We start from the raw sequence: 18,803 nt of genomic DNA, 5'->3' as shown, positions 1-18,803 counted from the left end.
GCCGTTGGCTGAATGCTTGCTGCGCCCCTTGCTGAGCCCCTCGCCGCGTCCCCGGCCTCCGCGATCGAACTGCGGGGGCTCAGCAAGCGCTTCCAGGAGGGGGAGAGCGAGCGGACGGTGCTGCAGGCCGTCGACCTGACCATCGCCCCCGGCCAGTTCGTCGTCCTGCTGGGCCAGAGCGGAAGCGGCAAGAGCACCCTGCTGCACCTGATCGGCGGCATCGACACCCCCTCCTCCGGCAGCGTGGCCATCGGTGCGGTGGAGCTCACGGCCCTCGACGAGCGCAACCGCACCCTGTTCCGCCGCGACCACATCGGCTTCATCTTCCAGTTCTTCAATCTCATCCCCACCCTCTCGGTGCTGGAGAACGTCACCCTGCCCGGTGAGCTGGCGGGCCGGCCCCGGCCCGCCCTGGAGGCCGACGCCCGTGATCTGCTCGGCCGGGTGGGGCTGGCCGACCGGGCCTCCACCAGGCCCGATCGCCTCTCCGGCGGCCAGCAGCAGCGGGTGGCCATCGCCCGCGCCCTGCTGCACCGGCCCCTGCTGATCCTGGCCGACGAGCCCACCGGCAACCTCGACGAACACACCGGCGAGCAGGTGCTGGAGCTGCTGATCGACCTCACCCGCCAGCAGGGCCGCACCCTGATCATGGCCACCCACAACGGGGCCATCGCCGCCCGGGCCGACCGGGTGCTGCGCGTGCAGGAGGGCCATCTGCTGGAGGCGTCCGCCCCCGCGGCTGCGGTGCCGGCATGAGCCAGGGGGAGGCATCGCCCGTGGTCCGCAACGGGCCCCTGTGGCGCCTGGCGGCCCGGCGCTGGCGGCTCCGCCCGCTCCAGTACCTGCTCTGCATCCTGGGCATCGCCCTGGGGGTGGCGATGCTGGTGTCGATCGATCTGGCCAGCGGCTCGGCCCAGCGGGCCTTCACCCTCTCCACCGACGCCATCACCGGCCGCACCACCCATCGTCTGGTGGCGATCGGGCCCGGGGGCGTCCCCGACGCCACCTTCGTGGCGCTGCGCCGCCGCTTCCCGGAGATTCCCGCCGCACCGGTGATCGAGGCCTACGGCCGGGCCGAGGAGCTGGACGGTGAACTGCTGCGGCTGGTGGGGGTGGATCTGTTCAGCGAGGCGCCCTTCCGCGGCCTGCTGGGCGGCGACGGCGATGGTCAAGGCGGCGGCGGGGAACCCGGCGGCAGAGGTTTCGTGCCCTTCCTCACCGAGCCCGGCACGGCGGTGATCGCCGCCGACACCGCCGAGCGCTTCGGCCTCCACCCCGGCGCCCCTGACGCCTCCGGCACCCTGCACCTGGATCTGGCCGGGCGGACGTCGGCCCTGCGGCTGGTGGGCAGCGTCAGCAGTGATTCGGCCCTCGAGCGCCGGGGGCTGGAGTCCCTGCTGCTGGTCGACATCGCCACCGCCCAGGACCTGCTGGCCCCCGCCGGCGCCGCCGCGGCCCCGGCGCTGGGCCACATCGATCTGATCCTCGAGGACGCTGCCGAGGAGCAGGCCATCCGTGCCTGGCTGCCGGCGGGGCTGAAGCTGGAGTCGGCGGCGGCCCGCGGCAACGCCGTGCAGCAGATGACGGCCGCCTTCGAGCTCAACCTCACCGCCATGAGCCTGCTGGCCATGGTGGTGGGCATCTTTCTCATCTACAACACGGTCACGTTCAGCGTCGTGCAGCGCCGCAGCCTGTTCGGGGTGCTGCGCTGCCTGGGGGTGACCCGGGGCCAGCTGTTCACCCTGATCCTGGGGGAGGCGGCCCTGTTCAGCCTGGTGGGGTCCCTGCTGGGCCTGGCGCTGGGGGTGGTGCTGGGGCGCACCGTGGTCGGCCTGATCACCCAGACGATCAACGACTTCTACTTCGTGGTCTCGGTGCGGCAGATCAGCCTGTCGGGGTTCACCCTGGCCAAGGGCATGGTCGTGGGGGTGGCTTCGGCCCTGCTGGCCTCGGCCCTGCCCGCCTGGGAGGCGATGGCCACGCCGCCCCAGATGACCCTGCAGCGCTCCAGCCTCGAGGCCGCCTGGCAGCGGCTGCTGCCCTGGTTCCTGCCGGCGGCCCTCCTCAGCGGCGGCCTGGGGGTGCTGCTGCTGCGCTGGGACAGCCGCGGCCTGGTGCCCGCCTTCGCCGGCCTGTTCGCCCTGCTGATGGGGGCCGCCCTGCTGATGCCGCCGGTGCTGGTGGCCGCGATGGAGTCCCTGGGCTGGGCTTCCCGCGGCCTGGGGGTGGTGGCCCGCCTCGCCCCCCGCGACATCCTGCGCTCCCTCAGCCGCACCGCGGTGGCCGTGGCGGCCCTGATGGTGGCGGTGTCGGTGATCGTGGGGCTCTCGATCATGATCGGCTCCTTCCGGGGGACGGTGGTCACCTGGCTCGACCAGACCCTCCAGGCCGACCTGTTCGTCTCTCCGCCCAGCACCACGGCCAACCGGGTGCTGGGCAAGGTGGATCCCGCCATCGTCCGGGCCGTCGCCGCGCGCCCCGACCTGCGGGCCCTGGTCACCTTCAACAGCTTCGACGTGCACCTGGTCGACCAGAACCGGGACATCACCCTGATCGCCGCCGGTGGCGACGTCTCCGCGGGCCGGCGCCCCTATGCCTGGGTCCGCCCGGGCGTTGAGGATCCCTTCGCCGCCCTGGCGGCCCGCGAGGGGGTGATCCTTTCCGAGGCCGTCTACCTGCGCGATGGCCAGGGTGCCATCCCCGAGCAGGTCAGGCTCGAAACCCCTGACGGTGAGCGGAGCTTCCCGGTGGTCGCCGTCTTCTACGACTATTCCTCCGACCGCGGCAGCGTGCTGATGGACCGCTCCCAGGTGGCGGAGCTCTGGCACGACGACAACGTCGCCTCCCTGGGCCTGTTCCTCGCCCCGGGGGTGGAGCCCGAGGCGGTGGCCGCCGAGCTGCGGGAGGGGTTCCGCAGCCGCCAGAGTCTGCTGGTGCAGACCAACGGCGCCCTGCGGCAGGGATCGCTGGAGATCTTCGATCGCACCTTCGCCATCACCGGAGCCCTGCAGCTGCTCACGGTGCTGGTGGCCTTCATCGGCATCCTCAGCACCCTGATGAGCCTGCAGCTGGAGCGGGGCCGGGAGTTCGCCGTGCTGCGGGCCGGCGGCATGACGCCCCACCAGCTGGGGCGCCTCACCCTGCTCCAGACCGGCCTGATGGGCCTGCTGGCCGGCACCTGCTCGATGCCGCTGGGCTACGGCCTGGCCTGGGTCCTGGTGCATGTGATCAACGTGCGCTCCTTCGGCTGGACCCTGCAGATCGCCCTGGAGCCCCGCTTCTTCCTCCAGTCCCTGCTGGTGGCGGTGGGGGCGGCGCTGCTGGCGGGCCTCTACCCGGCCCTGCGCCTCGGCCGCATGAACATCAGCGAGGCCCTGCGGCAGGAATGAAGCACCCCCATCCCCTGCGCTCCCTGCTGGCCCTGGTGGCCGTGCTGCTGCTGAACCTGGCCGGAGCGGCCCCGGCCGGGGCCGGCAGCGGCATCCGCTGGGGGGAGGCGCCGGAGCCGGAAGGATTCGTGCGGGCCTTCAGCCCGCGGGACTGGCAGTTCCCCGCCGACTTCGGCCCCCATCCCGAGTACCGGACGGAGTGGTGGTACTACACGGGCAACCTGGAGGACGACGACGGACGCCCCTTCGGCTACCAGCTGACGTTCTTCCGCCAGGCCCTGGCCCCAGCCGCTCCCTCCGCCGCTGAATCGGCTGGGGCGAGCGCCGGTTCCCCGTGGCGCACCCCCCAGATCTTCTCCGCCCATTTCACCGTCAGCGACATCGCCGCCGGTTCCTTCCTCCAGGAGGAGCGCTTCGCCCGCGGCGCCCTGGGGCTGGCCGGCGCCGAGGCCGACCCCTATGCCGTCTGGCTCGACGACTGGCGCATCAGCACCGAGGGCCCCGACCGGGTGCGGCTGCAGGCCGGCACCGACGCCATGGCCATCGACCTGAGCCTCCGCCAGAGCCGGCCCCCGGTGCTCCAGGGCCAGGACGGTCTGAGCCGCAAGGGGCCCGAGCCGGGCAACGCCTCGCACTACTACTCCCTGGTGCAGCAGCCCACAGAGGGCACCATCACGGTGGCGGGTCGCACCTACACGGTCCGCGGGGTCAGCTGGAAGGACCATGAGTTCTCCACCAGCGTCCTCAGCCCCGGCACCGTCGGCTGGGACTGGTTCTCCGCCCAGTTCGAGGACGGCTCCGCCCTGATGCTGTACGGCCTGCGCCGGGAGGACGGCGGCAAGGAGCCCTTCAGCGGCGGCCGCTGGATCGCCGGTGACGGGGCGGTGGAGCTCGGCGCCGACGACTACACCCTCATGGTGAAGCGCACCTGGCGCAGCCCCCACAGCGGTGCCACCTACCCCGCCGCCTGGACCCTCACCATTCCACGGCTGGACCTGGAGCTGGCGATCACGCCGCAGATGGCCGATCAGGAGCTGACCACGGCCTCCGCCACCTACTGGGAGGGGGCGTTGCGCTACCAGGGCCACCGGGGCGAGCGGCCGCTGCGGGGCCGCGGCTACGGCGAGCTCACCGGTTACGTCGACCGCCTCGATGGCCTGCGGGGTGGGTGATCGGCGAGGATGGCCCCAGCAGGAGCGAAGGGCCATGGCAGCAGCGGACCATCCCGGGACCCCGTCCCCCCCTTCGGCGGAATCTGGCGACGCCGCCGGCACGGCCGCCGAGCATCCCCATAACTTCGAGGTCCAGAAGGAGATCCACCGCCGCATCCGCAACGACCCTGACTACGACGACTGGGAGTACGGCACCGAGCCCCTGCCCCATGAGGCCTGGGTGGAGCGGCAGGCCGCCGCGTCAGGGGAGCGTCCGGCGGGGGCCTAGGCCCCGCACCAGCAGCAGCCCCCCCAGGCAGGCCAGGGCCATCAGCAACCAGAGTCCGGCCCCATGGCCCTGGCCATCCAGCAGCCGGCCGGCGAGCAGGGGCGCGGCGAAGCCGCTGATGGCGAAGCACTGGGACAGCAGCGCCAGGGCCAGGCCCTGGTGCTCGATCGGGCTGCGTTCCACCACCGCTTCGGTGGCGGTGGGCAGGAAGCAGGCCATCCCGAGGGCCAGCGGCAGCTGGGCGAGCAGCAGCAACCCCAGCCCCCGTTCGCTGTAGGCGGACCCCGCCAGCAGCAGGTTGCCGGCCGCGAAGCTGACCAGGCTGACATTGAGGCCCGCCGCCACCGGCCGGCGGGCGAGGGCCTGCCCCACCGGCCACTGGAGCACCAGCAGCAGGGCCAGCTGCAGGCCGATGGTGAGGGCACCGAGGCTCACCGGCAGGGCGCGCCGCTGCAGGCTGCCCCGCACCAGCTCCAGGGGCAGGGCGCTCTGCATCAGGGCCGGCATCGCCGTGGCCAGCACGGCCACCGCCAGCAGCGGCAGCAGGCCGGGCAGCCAGGGGCCCCAGGGGCTGGGGTGGGCCAGCCGCTCCCTGGGCCTCGGATCCGGCAGCTGCCGGCGCGACAGCAGCAGCAGCAGCACCAGCATGCAGCCGATGTCCACGGCGTAGATGCCGCGCAGCCATCCCCGCCAGGCGAGCACCGCCCCCAGCAGGGCCCCGGTGGCGATGCCCAGGGCATCGGCGCTGCGCATCAGGGCGAAGGCCCGGCCCGAGGGCACCGGCGCGCAGCAGAGCGGCACCGCCAGCTCGATCGCGGGCCAGTAGAAGCCCACCGCCATGCCCAGCAGCACCTGCCCCTGCAGGTAGCCGCCGAAGGAGCCGGCGCCCATCAGCCGGGCGTCACCGGCGATGGCCAGCAGGGCCGCCAGCAGCACCGGAACGGCGCAGTTCAGGCCCCGATCCAGCAGGAGTCCGCTGAGGATCCGGCCCAGGGTGCCCGCCAGGGCGGCCAGGGCCAGCCCTTCGGTGACGCGGCCGGCGCTGAACTGGGCCTGGTGGAACACCATCGGCGTCAGATAGAGCACGCCGCCCGCCCCGAGCATCGCGATCAGGCGGATCAGGGCGACATGGCGCAGGGCTGCTGGAAACTGGGTGAACCAGGACCGCGCCCTGGCCCTCCCCTGTGCCTGTTCCACTCCGCCTTCGCCTGTTCAAGGGTCTGCTGGCCAGTCTGCTGATCGCCGGGCCGGCCCCGGCCGGGCCCGTTGCCGCGGCGGAGGTGCTGGAGCTGCGCTTCGATGGCCTGGAGCTGCCGGTGAACCTCGAGCAGCTGGATGGCTGGACCCGCAGCCCGGCCGGCCGGTCCGGCGGCGGGGACCTGGCGGTCTGGCTGGATCTGCTTGACCCCCGCAGCCGCCAGGATCTGAAGATCCTGCTGCGCGCCCCCCTGCTGCGGGACACCAGCTTCGGCGAGCAGCTGCTCGACAGCTGGGCCGGCAGCCAGATGATGGCCCGCCTCGGCGATCTCTTGACCACGGCCGACGGCCGCAGCACCACGGCGGTGCTGCAGACGACCCTGCGCCGGCTGCTGGAGTCGCGCCAGGACGTCTCCACCATCGGCCTGCTGCGGGCCCTGCCGGTGCAGCGGCTGAGCCTCCAGCTCGATGGTCTGTACGAGCTGGCCGTCCAGTGGCGCCAGCAGATCGACCTGCAGCGGCAGGCGCTGCGGCGCCTCCAGGCCCTGGCCCTGCCGGAGCGGCGCACCGTCCCCCTGGCCTTCACCGATCGCACCCCCCTGAGGCCCCGGCGGCTGGGGCTGGCGGTGGGCCACCGCCAGCAGCCCCTGCCGCTGGAGGTGTGGCCGGCACCACCCTCGCCGGCGGCGGCCACCGGCCGTGGAAGCCCGGCCCCGCAGCGGCCCTGGCTGCTGATGATGCCCGGCCTGGGGGGCAATGCCGACCAGTTCGGCTGGCTGGCCAGCGAGCTGGCCGAACGGGGCTGGCCGGTGGTGGTGGTGCAGCACCCCGGCAGTGACGGCCCTGCCCTCAAGGCCGCCCTCGACGGCCAGCGGCCGCCGCCGGGCGCCGAGACCCTGGCCATCCGGCTGGCCGACGTCGAGGCGGTGCTGGCGGCCCAGCGCCGGGGCGAGCTGCCGGTGCGGGGCCACGGGGTGGTGCTGCTGGGCCATTCGATGGGGGCCCTCTCCGCCCTGCTGGCGGCGGGGGTGGTGCCGGAAGCGGGCCTCGCCGAGCGCTGTCGCAAGGCCCTCGACCGCCTGCCGATCGCCAACCCCTCCCGGCTGCTGCAGTGCCAGCTGCCCAGCACCGAGTTGCCGAAGCGCCCCTCCCCCCCCGCCGACCTGCGGGGGCTGGTGCTGCTCAACAGCTTCGGCAGCCTTCTCTGGCCCCGCCGGGGCCTGGCGTCCCTGGGGCTGCCGGTGCTGATGGTCGGCGGCAGCCTCGACCTGGTGACGCCGCCGCTGGAGGAGCAGCTGCGCCTGTTTCTTCAGGGCAGCGATCCCCGCAGCCGGCTGGTGATGGTGGAGGGGGGCAGCCACTTCTCCCCCGTGCGGCTGATGCCCACCGATGAGGTGCTCTTCCGGCTCGACGACGAGCTGGTGGGGGTGGACCCGGCCCGGGTGCAGTCGGCGCTGCTGCGCCTCACCACCGAATACCTCCAGACCCTGGAGCAGCCCCTGCTGCTGCCGGCCCAGCGGCGGGTGCAGCAGGGGGTGACCCTTGATGTGCTCGACGCCGCCGCCGCCCGGCGCTGGAAGGCCGGCCTGCAGCCCTGAGGCTTCGGCCCCGGCTCCGGTCCGGCGCTCAGAAGCGGATACGGGGATCCAGCAGGGCCACCAGCAGGTCCACCAGCACGGTCACCAGCACCACCAGGGCCGCCACCACCACCACGATCCCCTGCACCACGGGATAGTCGCGCTGGGCGATCGCCTCCTGCAGCCGGAAGGCGATGCCCGGCCAGGAGTAGGTGACCTCGATCAGCAGGGCGCCGCCGATCAGGGAGGCCACCGTGATGCCCGTGATCGTCAGCACCGGCAGCAGGGCATTGGGCAGGGCGTGGTGCAGGACCACCCGCCGCTCGCTCAGGCCCCGGCTGCGGGCCGCCTCCACGTAGTCGGAGCCGAGGGCGCGGCGCAGGTTGAGCCGCAGGGCGTTGGTGAAGATGCCGCTGAGCAGCAGGCCCAGGGTGGCCGCCGGCAGCACCAGGTGGCGCAGGCTGCCGACCAGCTGGCCCCAGTCGCCCGCCCGCAGGCTGTCGAGCAGATAGAAGCCCGTGCCCTGCGGCGGCATCAGGGTGGCGGGAAAGCGTCCGCCCACCGGCAGCCAGCCGAGCCAGACGGAGAACACCAGCTGGACCACCATGGCGGCCCAGAAGGGGGGCAGGGCGTAGGTGCTGATGCCGTAGAGGCGGCCGGCCAGATCGATGCGTCCCTCGGGGCGGGCGATGCCGCTGAAGCCCACCGCCAGCCCCGCCACGGCCGCCAGCAGCAGGGCCACCACGCCGAGTTCCAGGCTGGCGGGCAGGCTGGCCTGGATGATGCGGGTCACCGGTTCGCCGTTGGTGAGCGACGTGCCCAGGTCGCCCCGCAGCAGATGGCCGAGGAACCGGCCGTACTGCTCGGCCAGGGGCAGATCCAGACCCAGCTGGCCCCGCAGGGCGGCGCGGGCCGCCTCCGGGGCGCGGGTGCCCAGCAGGGCATCGATCGGATCCCCGGGGGCCACCCGCAGCAGCAGGAACACCAGGGTGGCGATCAGCCAGAGCATCACCGGAGCCAGGGCCAGGCGGGAGGCCAGGTAGCGCGCCAGGTCGGAACGGCGGCTCATGGCACCCGGGCCGCGGCGGCGGGGAGACGGCGCAGCTCCCCCAGCACCACCCGGCCGGACCCGTCGAACCGGGGCTGGCTGACCCCCGGCTGCCCCCAGGCCACCGGCGCACTCAGCCATACCGGCAGGTAGGGGCTGGCGGCGGCGACCCGACGCTGGATGGCCACCAGCAGGGCGGTCCGCTCGGGGCCGTCCAGCTGGCTGCTGCGCTGCAGTTCCTCCTCCAGCCCCGGGGCGGTCCAGAAGGTGCCGCCCAGCACGCTGTTGCCCTCCAGGCAGCGGTTCCCCTCGGCCTTGCTGCAGGAGAGCAGCGGCATCAGGAAGTTCTCCGCATCGGGGTAATCACCGATCCAGTCGTAGAAGAGCATCGTCAGGGCGCCTTTGTCGAGCTGGGAGTAGGCGGTGGTGGATTCCATGCCGCTCACCTCGAGGGTCACGCAGTCGCCCAGGTCCCGGCGCAGCTGGGCCTGCCAGGTGAGGGCGAAGAGGCGGTCGGTGGGGATGTCGGAGCGGTAGGTGAACGGCAGGGTCAGCACCTTGCCCCCGCAGTACCCGGCCTGGCGGTAGAGGGCGCGGGCCCCGGCGGGGTCGTAGGCCGGCCAGGCGGTGGGATCGGAGCCCGGCAGGTCCGGGGGGACCAGCTGGCGCTGGGGGGAACGCAGCCCCAGGGTGACCCGCTGCACGATGGTGGCCCGATCGAGGCTGCGGGCCACCGCCTGGCGCAGGGCGGGCCGGTTCAACGGTGGCTGGTCGGTGAGCAGGGACACCAGGCTGATCTCCTGGGAGGGGCCGACCGCCTGCCGCAGGCGACCGGCCGCCGCGTCCCGCTTCAGGGCCTGCTGGTGGTCGATCTCCAGGCCGGTGCTGAGCAGCAGGTCCACCTCGCCGCTGCGCAGGGCCCCGAACAGGGCGGTGGAGTTGCTCAGAGTCACAAGGTCGATGCCCCCGTTGGCCGGCCGCCGGCCCCAGTAGCGGGACCAGGGCACCAGCCGCTGCTGCTGGCCGCCGAAGAAAGCCAGGGTGTAGGGGCCGGTGCCGACGAAGCGGTCGTTCAGGGGCTTGTCCCGGTGCTGCCGGTAGGCGGTGGGGGAGACCGGGGTCAGGAAGATGGCGCTGAGCAGCCGCGGCAGCGGGCTGAAGGGGCGCTTCAGCACCAGCTCGATCTCGTGGGGAGCGGTGACCCGCACGCTCGCGACCCGTTCGCTCAGCTGGTAGCCGAGGGTGCCGATCGCCATGAAGCGGCGCAGGGAGAAGGCCATGGCGGCGGCATCGAAGCGGGTGCCGTCGTGAAACAGCACCCCCCGCCGCAGGGGGATGCGGGCCCGCATCCCGTCCGGGCTCAGCCGCGGCAGGGCCGTGGCCAGCCGTGGCTCGATGCGGCCGTTGGCGTCGATGGCATAGAGGGGGTCCCCCAGGCCGCTGAGCACCTGCATCACGCCGATGCGCGAGGCCTGGACCGGATCGAGGGAATCGATGCGGCTTTTGGTCGCCACCACCAGGGAGCGGCGCGATCCCGATGGCTGACAGCCCGCCAGCAGCGGCAGGGCCAGCAGCAGGGTGGCGAGGGCCGTGGCCGTCGCGGCCGGCCCGCGCGCTGTTCTGCCCCTGGTCGTCGGCAAGACCTTGCGATCCGGTGGCGCCCATTCAAGCGGCCTGTCCAGCGCAGGCCCGACGGCGGAGCTCAGGGGGTCCGTCGCTGGCTCCTGGGGCGCCGCCCGCGCAGGATCTCCAGCTGCCGGACCAGCTGCTGGAGCAGGGTGAGGGAGGCCCCCGGCCGCTGGGCGCCGGCGGCGAAGGCGGCGGCGAACCCCACCGAGGCGATGCTCACCCGCACCACCCCCTGGCCGAGGGCCCAGACGTCGGTGGGGGCTGGGCCGCTGATCCGGCCGGAGGCGCGGGTCTCCGTCTTCTGGAGCTCATCGAGCAGGCTCTGCTTCAGCTCGCTGAGCGGCAGGCTGAGGGCCGCCGGGGGCAGCTGGGGCCGGGGGGCCGGAAGCCGGGAGAAGCGGGCCTGCAGGTCCTCCGGGCTGGTGGCCGCTTCGATCGCCTGGCGGATCTCCGTCACCCGTGTGTCGAGCACGTTGCGCTGCATCGCCTGGGCGCCCTTCGCCTGGGAGAGGAGCCGCCAGGTGGCGAAGCCCTGCAGGGGCACCAGCAGCAGGAAGGCGAACACCACGACGATCGCCCATTGGCGGGCGATGGCCAGCCTCGCCCGCAGGAAGCCGTTGGTGGGCTCGATGTAGAGCCCGAGGTGCAGCAGCAGGAACCCCAGCAGGGCCAGCAGCGCGGTGTTGACCATGCGGTTGGTGAACCGCAGCTGCCAGGAGGGACTGAGGAGGGCGAGGGGCAGGGAGTCGACCAGGACGAACGCCAGGAACACCAGCAGCAGTCCGCCTCCGCTCCAGGCGAAGAGGCGGCTGAAGCCGGCGATCGTCTCCTCACGGCTGGCGGAGTGGTCAGGCATCCGAGGTCCGGGCTGGACAGGGTGGTGCGGGCTGGCCAGCGGCCCAGACCTTAGGGGGGCCCACCCGCGTCGTCAGGGCGCGGCGGACGGTCCGGCGGACCGACCCAGCCGGCCGACTGAAGCGTAAACCGGGCAAGTCTGAAGGTAGGCTGATAAAGTGGTGAAACACTCCTGGTTGTACATGGTGCGCTTCCCTGGGTTGGGTGCCTTCGGTCTGAGGCGTTTCCGCCCGTCCGCCCATCTCTACCCTCCCCTGGTCCTGGTCAGCTGCCTGATCGCCAGCACGGCGGCCCCGGCCGAGAGCAGCCTTGGCCACGAGGCCCTGGCCGAGCTTCGGGAGCTCCGGGAGCTGCTGGTCCCCGGTTTCGGGCGGGAGCCGGAGATCCGCATCGGCCTCGGTGGGATTGGCCTGAGCAACCCCGTCACGGGACTGGTCGTGCCCCCTTTCCTGCCCGGCTCCCCTTCAGGGTCCGTTTCCATCATCGATGGGTTCGTCGTTCCCACGGGCTTCTTTCTGGCGCGCTCCGGCGACGGGCCCGGCCGGGGCAGCTTCCGCCTGACCAACCCCCTCGCCTTCCGCTGGGCGGGGACGGCGACAACTGCGCCGCTGCAGCTCACCTGGCAGGCCGGAACCCTCTTCGACAACGTCTTCGACGGCTCCACGGGCGCCTTCGTCCCCTTCCGGATCGTGCCGGCCGGCTCCCCCTCCTTCGAGCCGGTGCTTGCCCTGGTGGCCGAGCCCGCCGACCGGACCGACGACCCCGGGGTGGGGGATGGCGTGTTCGAGACCGCCCTGCTTCCCCCGGCCCCGGCAAGCCCCGCCGGCGGGCAGCCTGGGGGCGGCCCCGGCGGGCTGCCCGGCGGCGGCCCCGGCGAGCTGCCCGGTGATGGCGGCGACGGCCCCTCCGGGCAGCCCGGTGGTGAGGGGGAGGCTGCCGACCCGGCCTCCGTGCCCGGTCCCTTGCCCGTGGCCGGGGTGGCCCTGGCCTGGCGTTGCAGCCGCCGGCTGCGGCAGCGCCTGCGCCAGGGGCGCTGATTCAGGGGCGCCGTGATCGTCGTCGACGCCCACCAAACAGCGATTGGCTCCACCCCGACATCCTCTCCTGGAGCGTCAGTGGAGATGGGCCGAACTGGGCCCCGGCGGCGAAGCCGATGAAGAAACCGATCGATGCCACCAGCGTGCGCGCCGCGTTCTGGAGGGCTGCCCAGATCTGGGTAGGTGCGGTCGTGCTGGCGATGCGGTCGACGTAAAGATTCTGGGATCGCTCGAGGTTCGCGATGATCGATTTCTGGACCTCGGCCAGGGGTCTGGTGAGGTCTTCCGGTGCCAGCTGAAGGCGGACTCCCTCAAGCCGTGACAGCTTCTGCTGCAGGTCGGCGGTGCTGGTGGCGGATTCGATGACTCGCTTCAGGGGGGCCACCCGCCGGTTGGCCTGTCGGATCAGGGTCTGCTGGTTGGTCTTGGCATCGGTGTACGACCTCCATGTGGCGAAGCCCTGCAGTGGAATCAGCAACAGGAAGCCAATGGCGGCGGCCATCGCCCACTGGCGCAACGTGAGGAGACGCTTGCGGATGCGGACGTTGGCCGGGTTGAGGATCGCCGCGAGGTGGACGCAGGCGAATCCCACCAGGGGAATCGACCCCAGGGACAGGATCCGCGCCACAAAGCGCAGCTGCCAGTTGGGATTGAGCAGCTGGAAGGGCAGGGAATCCACGATCGCGTAGCCCAGGAAGACGAGAAAGAGGCCCTTCCCGACCGCCATGAGCAGGTCGCTCCCTGCGATCTTGGTCGCGGTTCTCTCGTCGATGGGTCCACCGTCCGGATCGGCGCCCGGGTCGATGGTCTGACCGGTCAGGGGATGGAGCATTGTTGGGTGGAATCCTTTCGGCAGATAGGGGGATGGCGCAAAATTAGCCTCCCCGTGACGTCCGATCTCCTCTTTCAGCTACAGGGTCCTCAGGCTGGCAGCCACCGCCTGCACCTCCTGTAGCGCTTCAATGGCTGTGAGGGCTTCGCGGAAACGGGCTTCCAGCACCTCGTGGGTGATCGTCACGATTTCGGCGGCCCCCTTGTGGCCGGCGAACTGAACGATCGACTGGATCGAGACGCCCGCATCGCCGAAGCAGGTGCCGATCTTGCCGATCACCCCGGCCTCGTCGCGGGTGCGCAGGCGGACGTAGTTGCGGTGGCTTGTGCGGGAGCTGTCCACCAGGGAGCAGCGGCGCCAGCGGCTCGCGGCCAGCAGGGGATCCAGGCCTGCCTGAGGCCCACTCACCCTGCGGATGCCGGCGATGTTGAGGATGTCAGCCACCACCGCCGAGGCGGTGGGGCCCGCCCCCGCCCCCGGGCCGTAAAACATCACCTGACCCACCGGGTCCCCTTCCACGAGGATGGCGTTGTTCACCCCGTGGACTCCGGCCAGGGGGTGGGACTTCGGCAAGAGAGTGGGATTCACCCTCACGTCCAGCAGCGCGCCGCCCTCGGCGTCGTCCCCCATATGTTCCGCCACCGCCAGCAGTTTCACCACAAAGCCCAGCTGGGCGGCGTAGGCCACGTCACGGGCGTCCAGACGATCAATGCCCTCGGTGGCGATGCCGGCGCGGGAAACGGTCCCTCCGTAGGCCAGCCCCGCCAGGATGGCGATCTTGTCTGCCGCGTCGCTGCCCTCCACATCGGCCGCCGGATCCGCTTCGGCGTAGCCAAGCGCTTGGGCCTCGGCCAGAACCTCCCCATAGCCGGCCCCGTCGTCGGCCATGCGGCTGAGGATGTAGTTGGTGGTGCCGTTGATGATGCCGCTCACGCGCCGGATGCGGTTCCCCCCTAGGGACTGCTTGAGGGGCTCGATGATCGGTATGCCCCCTCCCACGGCCGCCTCGATCAGCACGTACACCCCACGCTCGGCGGCGGCGGCGGCGATCTCCTCGCCGTGGCGGGCGATCACCGCTTTGTTGGCGGTCACGACGGACTTGCCGGCGGTGATGGCCCTAAGGATCAGAGTCCGGGCCGGCTCCAGACCCCCCATCACCTCCACCACGATGTCCACCGTCGGGTCGTTCACCACCAGGAGGGGATCGGTGACCAGGCTCTCTGGGGGCAGGGTCACGGGCCGGGACCGCTGGGGATTGCGAACGGCCACCCGGCGCAGGGCGAGATCCGCCACCATCGGGTGGCGCCCCTCTGGACTGGTGAGGATGGAGGCCACACCGGCTCCCACCGTGCCCAATCCGAGCAGGCCAACACCGATGGTCATGGGAAAGAGATACGGACGACATCGATAGTAGAAAGGCCCCTCACCACCAGTCGCCACGGCTCGGCGTCGAAGCTTCCATCTCCGTTCATGGCAATCGACCTGATGGCCCCAGCGCAGAAGGACCTTGGCAGAACGCCAAAGCGGCACCCTGTGGACTTGCGATGGGCTGCCTCGAGGACGGCCGGCATGCAGGAGGGCTGTCGTCACCGCGGGCGGGGCGGGGCAAAACGGTAACGAGGACTACGTTTTGCTGGTTTGTTCTTGGAGGTTTTTTGGCGGTTTTTTCACTGGTTGATGAGATCCTGAGATAGCAATCTGGAAAAAAGGCTGAAATCTTCTCTCCATTTTCCAGGATCCCGTCCAGGACAGTGTTTCCCAGAAATCGAGTTGTTGGTGGTGGCAATCTAGGCTTTAATCCGGGCTTTTCTGTGTTGAGCGTGAATCAGCCCTGAATGTGACAGTGGCCGGAGAGTGAACCCCGAGAGAGCATGATGGGAGAATGAAGCTAAACAATTGCCCTCCGTGAGGCGTTGCCATTTTGTGCCAATGACAAAGCTGCACACTTGACGTTGCGTTCCATTGCAGGGACCATTGTTCGCATACTCTCCGAGGACTGCTGATCAAATGATGCGCGACATCGGCAATCCCAAATGGCGAACTGGCTTCATCAATCAGCATTCCCCCTCCCACCCCATGACCTCAACGCTATCGCGGCCGTCGGCTTCCTCCCCTTCCCGTTTCCCCTCTTCCCTGAGGTTCCAGGCCGCCCGACAGCCCTCTTCCACCCACTGCAGAATTGGGGACTTCCGAATCGTCGATCCTCCATTTTCCATTCCCCAGGAGCAACTGTTCACTTTTCTCGTGGGCATCTTCGCCCGAGCCGCCGTTGCCCAAGGGGAACACACTTCTTTCGAGTCCGCAAGTGCCCTCTACGCCAAGCTGTTCGACCGCTTCGGCTGCAGTCCTAAGCAGCTTTCGCGTCGGTTCACCTACACTGAGGATTTCCTGCTCCCCCCCGAAGAATGGAAGGTGTTTGACCCTGAAGATCCTCTCAGTCTCGGGGGATGGAGCCGCCGTCGTGAAGCCTTCAAGCGGTTCACTGAGAAAATCTTCGATGAGTTGTTCTCTGGTCAGAGGGTGAAGCCTGCCAATCTCCTACACGTCACCTGCACGGCCTACGAATCCCCCAGCGCACCGCAGATACTGGCCAGTTCCCAAGGCTGGAGTTCTACCACGGTCACCCAGGTGTACCACCACGGTTGCCACGCATCGGTCCCTGCCCTGCGTGTCGCTTCCGGGCTGGTGGCCGGTGCCATGGCCCAGGGCCGACCGGAGGAAGCCACGGTGGACGTGGTGCACACGGAACTGCATACCCTTCATGCGGATCCTGTCCGACGGACCCCTGACCAGATCGTTGGTCACAGCCTGTTCGGCGATGGGGTTGTCGCCTACAAAATGTGGTCACCCGGGGCATCCAACAGGGGATCTCACCGTTCTTTCGAGCTGCTTGCCACCCATGAGTACATCATCCCAGAAACCAGCGAGTTGATGCAGTGGAGCATTGTCGACAGTGGCATGCACATGATCTTGGATAAGGCCATTCCTGATCGGATTGCTGACCATGTCAACACATTCCTCCATGACCTCTACGAACGGGCAAGACTGGTGAAGTCCCGTGACTTCCCTGATTCCTTACTGGCCATTCATCCAGGCGGACCACGCATTCTGGATAAGGTCAGAGACGCTCTGAATGTCACTGAAGATCGAATGGCCTGGTCGCGCAGGATCCTGCATGATCGTGGAAATCTCTCCTCGGCGACCGCTCCCCACATGTGGGCTGACATCCTGTCGGATGATTCCATTCGCTCTGGTACTCTCGTCACGACGATTGTCTTCGGACCTGGACTTACGGCTGCAGGAGCAATCCTTCGCGTTGTCTGAAATACTATTCCCATCGAAAAGTGGTTGGAGATTTTCCAACCACTTTTTTGGCCAGGTAATGATTTAGTTCCCCCTTTCTCCGATGAGAAGAACTTCATCACAAGGCAGGGGAATATCGCGAAAAGCTTTGAAGCCGCAGTCAGCAGCGATCTCCCGCAGCCTCCTGGTGCTGTAGAACCGTCCCTTCCCGCGGGCCAGGGCGAGAAAGTAGATGCCCATCAGGCTGTTGATCAGGGGGCCGCGGCCATGGTCGGCTGTGACAGGAGTGAACACCACCAGCTTCCCCTTGGGTGCGAGTGCTTCCCGCGCCTTGGTGAGCAAGCCGCTGATTTCCTCGGGCGAGAGAATATCGATCACATGGGCGCAGAGGATGATGTCATAGCCGCCGGGAAGGGAATCCTGCAGCAGGTCCACTCCGGCCGTCTTCAGTCGCGAGGCGTGCGGATGGGTTGAGAACGACTGGCTGGTCCGCTCGATCACCACAGGTAGATCTGCCACCGTCACCTTGGCTTCGGGATGGTGGGTGACGATGGCCATGGCCAGGTCGCCGTCGCCACCACCGAGATCCAGGATGTTCACGGGCCCGGAGAAGACGCTCTGGCGGGCGACGGTCTCCCGGTTGATGCTGCTGTAGGCCCGCATGAACTTCGAGAAGATCGGGCCGTTGACAGGATCGTTGGCCACGGCAGCATAGAAGTCCTGCCGGTCATGGCCGTACAGCCGGCTCAGGCCCTCCGGCTTGCCATTTCGGACGCTGTCCTCCAGAGACAGCAAGGCGGGGGCGATGACGGTGTCGGAGTAATCGAGCCAGGAGCGAAGGAAAGACTCCTTCCTGAGCAAGGTAGTGTAGGAGCGCCGCACCCTCCAGCCGCGGCCGCAGCGGGATAGCAGACCTGCGCCCGCCAAGGCGTGGAGGAGGATGTCCACCCCGTCTGGGGAGCAGTGGCAGAGGCGGGCCAGGTCATGGCCATGACTGCCGGGGGGATCGATCAGGGCATCGAGAATCCCGGTGTTCGCGGCTGCCACCAGGGATCGCTGGGCGAGGGTGCCGGCAATGGTTCGCTCAAGCGGGGCGGGATCCGCCAAGAGGCGTTGCAGCACGCGGCGAATGCTGCCCGCCAGCGTGCGAGCGGGTTGGGCGGTGGCTGGAGTGATCGGTACGGAAATCATTCGTCTGGAGGATCAGCAGCGGCTTCAGCCATGTCAGGTCGGATGACAGACTGAAAAGGACTGGAAAGATCCATGAGTCGAATCTTTCCAATGCTCTGGGAATGGCCCGCTATGGCTGATTTAATCTAGGATGATTCTTTAACCCAAAAATGAGAATCAATGGGAAATCCGCATCAATTTCCCTCGAACAATGATGAGATCAGGTCGTTGGCTGTGTAGCGCCACCAGGTTGTTCCGGCTGACATAGGGGAGTGAGGCCGACAGGGTTGTGGTGCGACCCAGCAGCCCTAGATCTCACACCCCATGCAGACACCCCCGAACGCCCGCCAGATACCGATCGGTTGGGAACGCCGGATCCGGCAATATCTCGACGCGGGCACTGGCCTCGCTCAGTTGGCAGCAGGCCACGGGATCAGTGAACGCACCGCCCGCAAGTGGCTGGCGCGCTTCCGTTCAGATGGGCCAGTGGCACTGGCGGATCGACGGAGTGTTCGCCTCAGCCAGCGGCGGACGCTCGATCCGCAGTCCCTGCAGCAGGCCGTGGAGCTCAGGCACCAGCGCTGCACCCTCCGCAAGATCGCCCGACCGCTGCTGGTGCCCATCGCCAACCTGGCCCTGGCGATGCGGCGCCTGGGGCTGATCCGTCTGCGCAACATCGATCCGCAGCACTTGCGCTTCTGCGAAGCAGTGTCCACCGGTGCAGCGCTACCAGTGGGAGAAGCCGGGCGACATGATCCATGTCGACATCTAGCCGCAGCCTTCTCCGAAGGAGTAGCAACTGGCCCGCTTTGAGCGGGTCGGCCACCGGATCTACGGCGATCCGCGCAACGGCACCTCACCCGGGGCTGGCTGCGAGAAGGTCCACGTGGCTGTGGATGACGCCACCCGGCTGTCCTCCATCGAGGTCCTGTCCGACGAGAAGCGCCCAATCACGGTGGGCTTCCTGAGCCGCGCGGTGGCCTGGTTCAACGGCCAGGAATCGAGTGCCGACGGGTGCTCACAGGCAACGGCTCGGCCTACAAGTCCCATGGGTGGCGAAAAGACTGCCAGGCCCTGGGATTGAAGGCGAAGCAGACCAGCCCCTACACCCCAAGGACCAACGGCAAGGCCGAGCGGTTCATCCAGCCGCAGGCTTCTGCGAAGCAGTCGACCCTTCTGGAGGAGTGGGCCTGCGTGATGCCCCACGGCACCTGGTCCGCCAGCAACGCCCTGTAGCAGGCCTAGCTGCGGCTCTGTACCGGCCGCCGGTGCCTCATGGGCCGGGTGGCCTCACCCCCCCCCCCCCCCCCCCCCCCCCCCCCGCCC

Annotated in this window: 16 protein-coding genes; 9 read left to right on the top strand and 7 right to left on the bottom strand. The window is 69.6% G+C overall.

Annotated elements, in window-relative coordinates:
- The first annotated feature begins 12 nt into the window (after positions 1–12).
- Genes L107_RS09800 through L107_RS09785 form a run of 4 tightly spaced genes read left to right on the top strand, consistent with a single transcriptional unit; the run spans position 13 to position 4,829 of the window.
- Positions 13–756 carry an ABC transporter ATP-binding protein gene (locus L107_RS09800; RefSeq protein WP_159818372.1) on the top strand — a complete coding sequence of 248 codons (744 nt, stop codon included), beginning with the start codon at positions 13–15 and terminating at the stop codon, positions 754–756.
- Entirely contained in the window at positions 753–3,389 is a 2,637-nt protein-coding gene (locus L107_RS09795) for an FtsX-like permease family protein (protein ID WP_159818370.1), read from the top strand. The genes L107_RS09800 and L107_RS09795 overlap by 4 nt, the downstream gene beginning before the upstream one ends.
- On the top strand, positions 3,386–4,561 hold the full coding sequence (locus L107_RS09790) for a lipocalin-like domain-containing protein (RefSeq protein WP_159818368.1): 1,176 nt from the start codon (positions 3,386–3,388) through the stop codon (positions 4,559–4,561). Before L107_RS09795 ends, L107_RS09790 begins: the two co-directional genes overlap by 4 nt.
- Before the next feature lie 34 nt (positions 4,562–4,595).
- Positions 4,596–4,829, top strand: a complete 234-nt coding sequence (locus L107_RS09785; RefSeq protein ID WP_015110772.1) for a hypothetical protein — start codon at positions 4,596–4,598, stop codon at positions 4,827–4,829.
- Here L107_RS09785 and L107_RS09780 read toward each other — a convergent pair.
- Positions 4,803–6,026, bottom strand: a complete 1,224-nt coding sequence (locus L107_RS09780) for an MFS transporter (RefSeq protein WP_370515480.1) — start codon at positions 6,024–6,026, stop codon at positions 4,803–4,805. The two genes, L107_RS09785 and L107_RS09780, sit on opposite strands and share 27 nt — an antisense overlap.
- Between L107_RS09780 and L107_RS09775 the strand changes: the two genes are divergently transcribed.
- On the top strand, positions 6,014–7,624 hold the full coding sequence (locus tag L107_RS09775) for an alpha/beta hydrolase (RefSeq protein WP_159818364.1): 1,611 nt from the start codon (positions 6,014–6,016) through the stop codon (positions 7,622–7,624). The genes L107_RS09780 and L107_RS09775 overlap by 13 nt on opposite strands.
- A gap of 28 nt (positions 7,625–7,652) precedes the next feature.
- Here L107_RS09775 and L107_RS09770 read toward each other — a convergent pair whose 3' ends face one another.
- The 3 genes from L107_RS09770 to L107_RS09760 all read right to left on the bottom strand — a co-directional run bounded on the left by L107_RS09770 (position 7,653) and on the right by L107_RS09760 (position 11,136).
- Positions 7,653–8,672 (bottom strand): ABC transporter permease, encoded by a 1,020-nt coding sequence (locus tag L107_RS09770; protein WP_159818362.1) that lies wholly within the window; start codon positions 8,670–8,672, stop codon positions 7,653–7,655.
- The gene (locus L107_RS09765; protein WP_159818360.1) at positions 8,669–10,291 is read right to left on the bottom strand and encodes an ABC transporter substrate-binding protein; all 1,623 of its coding nucleotides are present in this window, start codon (positions 10,289–10,291) and stop codon (positions 8,669–8,671) included. Before L107_RS09765 ends, L107_RS09770 begins: the two co-directional genes overlap by 4 nt.
- A gap of 62 nt (positions 10,292–10,353) precedes the next feature.
- Positions 10,354–11,136 (bottom strand): hypothetical protein, encoded by a 783-nt coding sequence (locus tag L107_RS09760; RefSeq protein WP_159818358.1) that lies wholly within the window; start codon positions 11,134–11,136, stop codon positions 10,354–10,356.
- 181 nt (positions 11,137–11,317) lie between these two features.
- Here L107_RS09760 and L107_RS09755 point away from each other — a divergent pair, with 181 nt between their 5' ends.
- Entirely contained in the window at positions 11,318–12,172 is an 855-nt protein-coding gene (locus L107_RS09755; protein ID WP_159818356.1) for a hypothetical protein, read from the top strand.
- Position 12,173: 1 nt separating this feature from the next.
- Here L107_RS09755 and L107_RS09750 read toward each other — a convergent pair whose 3' ends face one another.
- Positions 12,174–13,004: an HpsJ family protein gene (locus L107_RS09750; protein ID WP_159818354.1), complete on the bottom strand. Its 831-nt coding sequence runs from the start codon at positions 13,002–13,004 to the stop codon at positions 12,174–12,176.
- Between the two features lie 78 nt (positions 13,005–13,082).
- Positions 13,083–14,387, bottom strand: a complete 1,305-nt coding sequence (locus tag L107_RS09745; protein ID WP_159818352.1) for a homoserine dehydrogenase — start codon at positions 14,385–14,387, stop codon at positions 13,083–13,085.
- 627 nt (positions 14,388–15,014) lie between these two features.
- Between L107_RS09745 and L107_RS09740 the strand changes: the two genes are divergently transcribed.
- Positions 15,015–16,328, top strand: a complete 1,314-nt coding sequence (locus L107_RS09740; RefSeq protein WP_159818349.1) for a 3-oxoacyl-[acyl-carrier-protein] synthase III C-terminal domain-containing protein — start codon at positions 15,015–15,017, stop codon at positions 16,326–16,328.
- A gap of 63 nt (positions 16,329–16,391) precedes the next feature.
- Here L107_RS09740 and L107_RS09735 read toward each other — a convergent pair whose 3' ends face one another.
- Entirely contained in the window at positions 16,392–17,498 is a 1,107-nt protein-coding gene (locus L107_RS09735) for a methyltransferase (protein WP_159818347.1), read from the bottom strand.
- A gap of 303 nt (positions 17,499–17,801) precedes the next feature.
- Here L107_RS09735 and L107_RS09730 point away from each other — a divergent pair, with 303 nt between their 5' ends.
- A complete protein-coding gene (locus L107_RS09730) occupies positions 17,802–18,290 on the top strand; it encodes a helix-turn-helix domain-containing protein (RefSeq protein WP_159818345.1) in 489 nt (162 codons plus the stop codon).
- A gap of 267 nt (positions 18,291–18,557) precedes the next feature.
- Complete coding sequence (locus L107_RS09725; protein WP_236550619.1) at positions 18,558–18,713, top strand: hypothetical protein; 156 nt, start codon at positions 18,558–18,560, stop codon at positions 18,711–18,713.
- The last annotated feature ends 90 nt before the right edge of the window (positions 18,714–18,803 follow it).

This window comes from Cyanobium sp. Copco_Reservoir_LC18, from assembly GCF_009834675.1.
GTDB lineage: Bacteria > Cyanobacteriota > Cyanobacteriia > PCC-6307 > Cyanobiaceae > Cyanobium > Cyanobium minutissimum.
The sequence above is the reverse complement of the archived record's forward strand: the minus strand, read 5'-3'. Positions and strand labels throughout refer to the sequence as shown.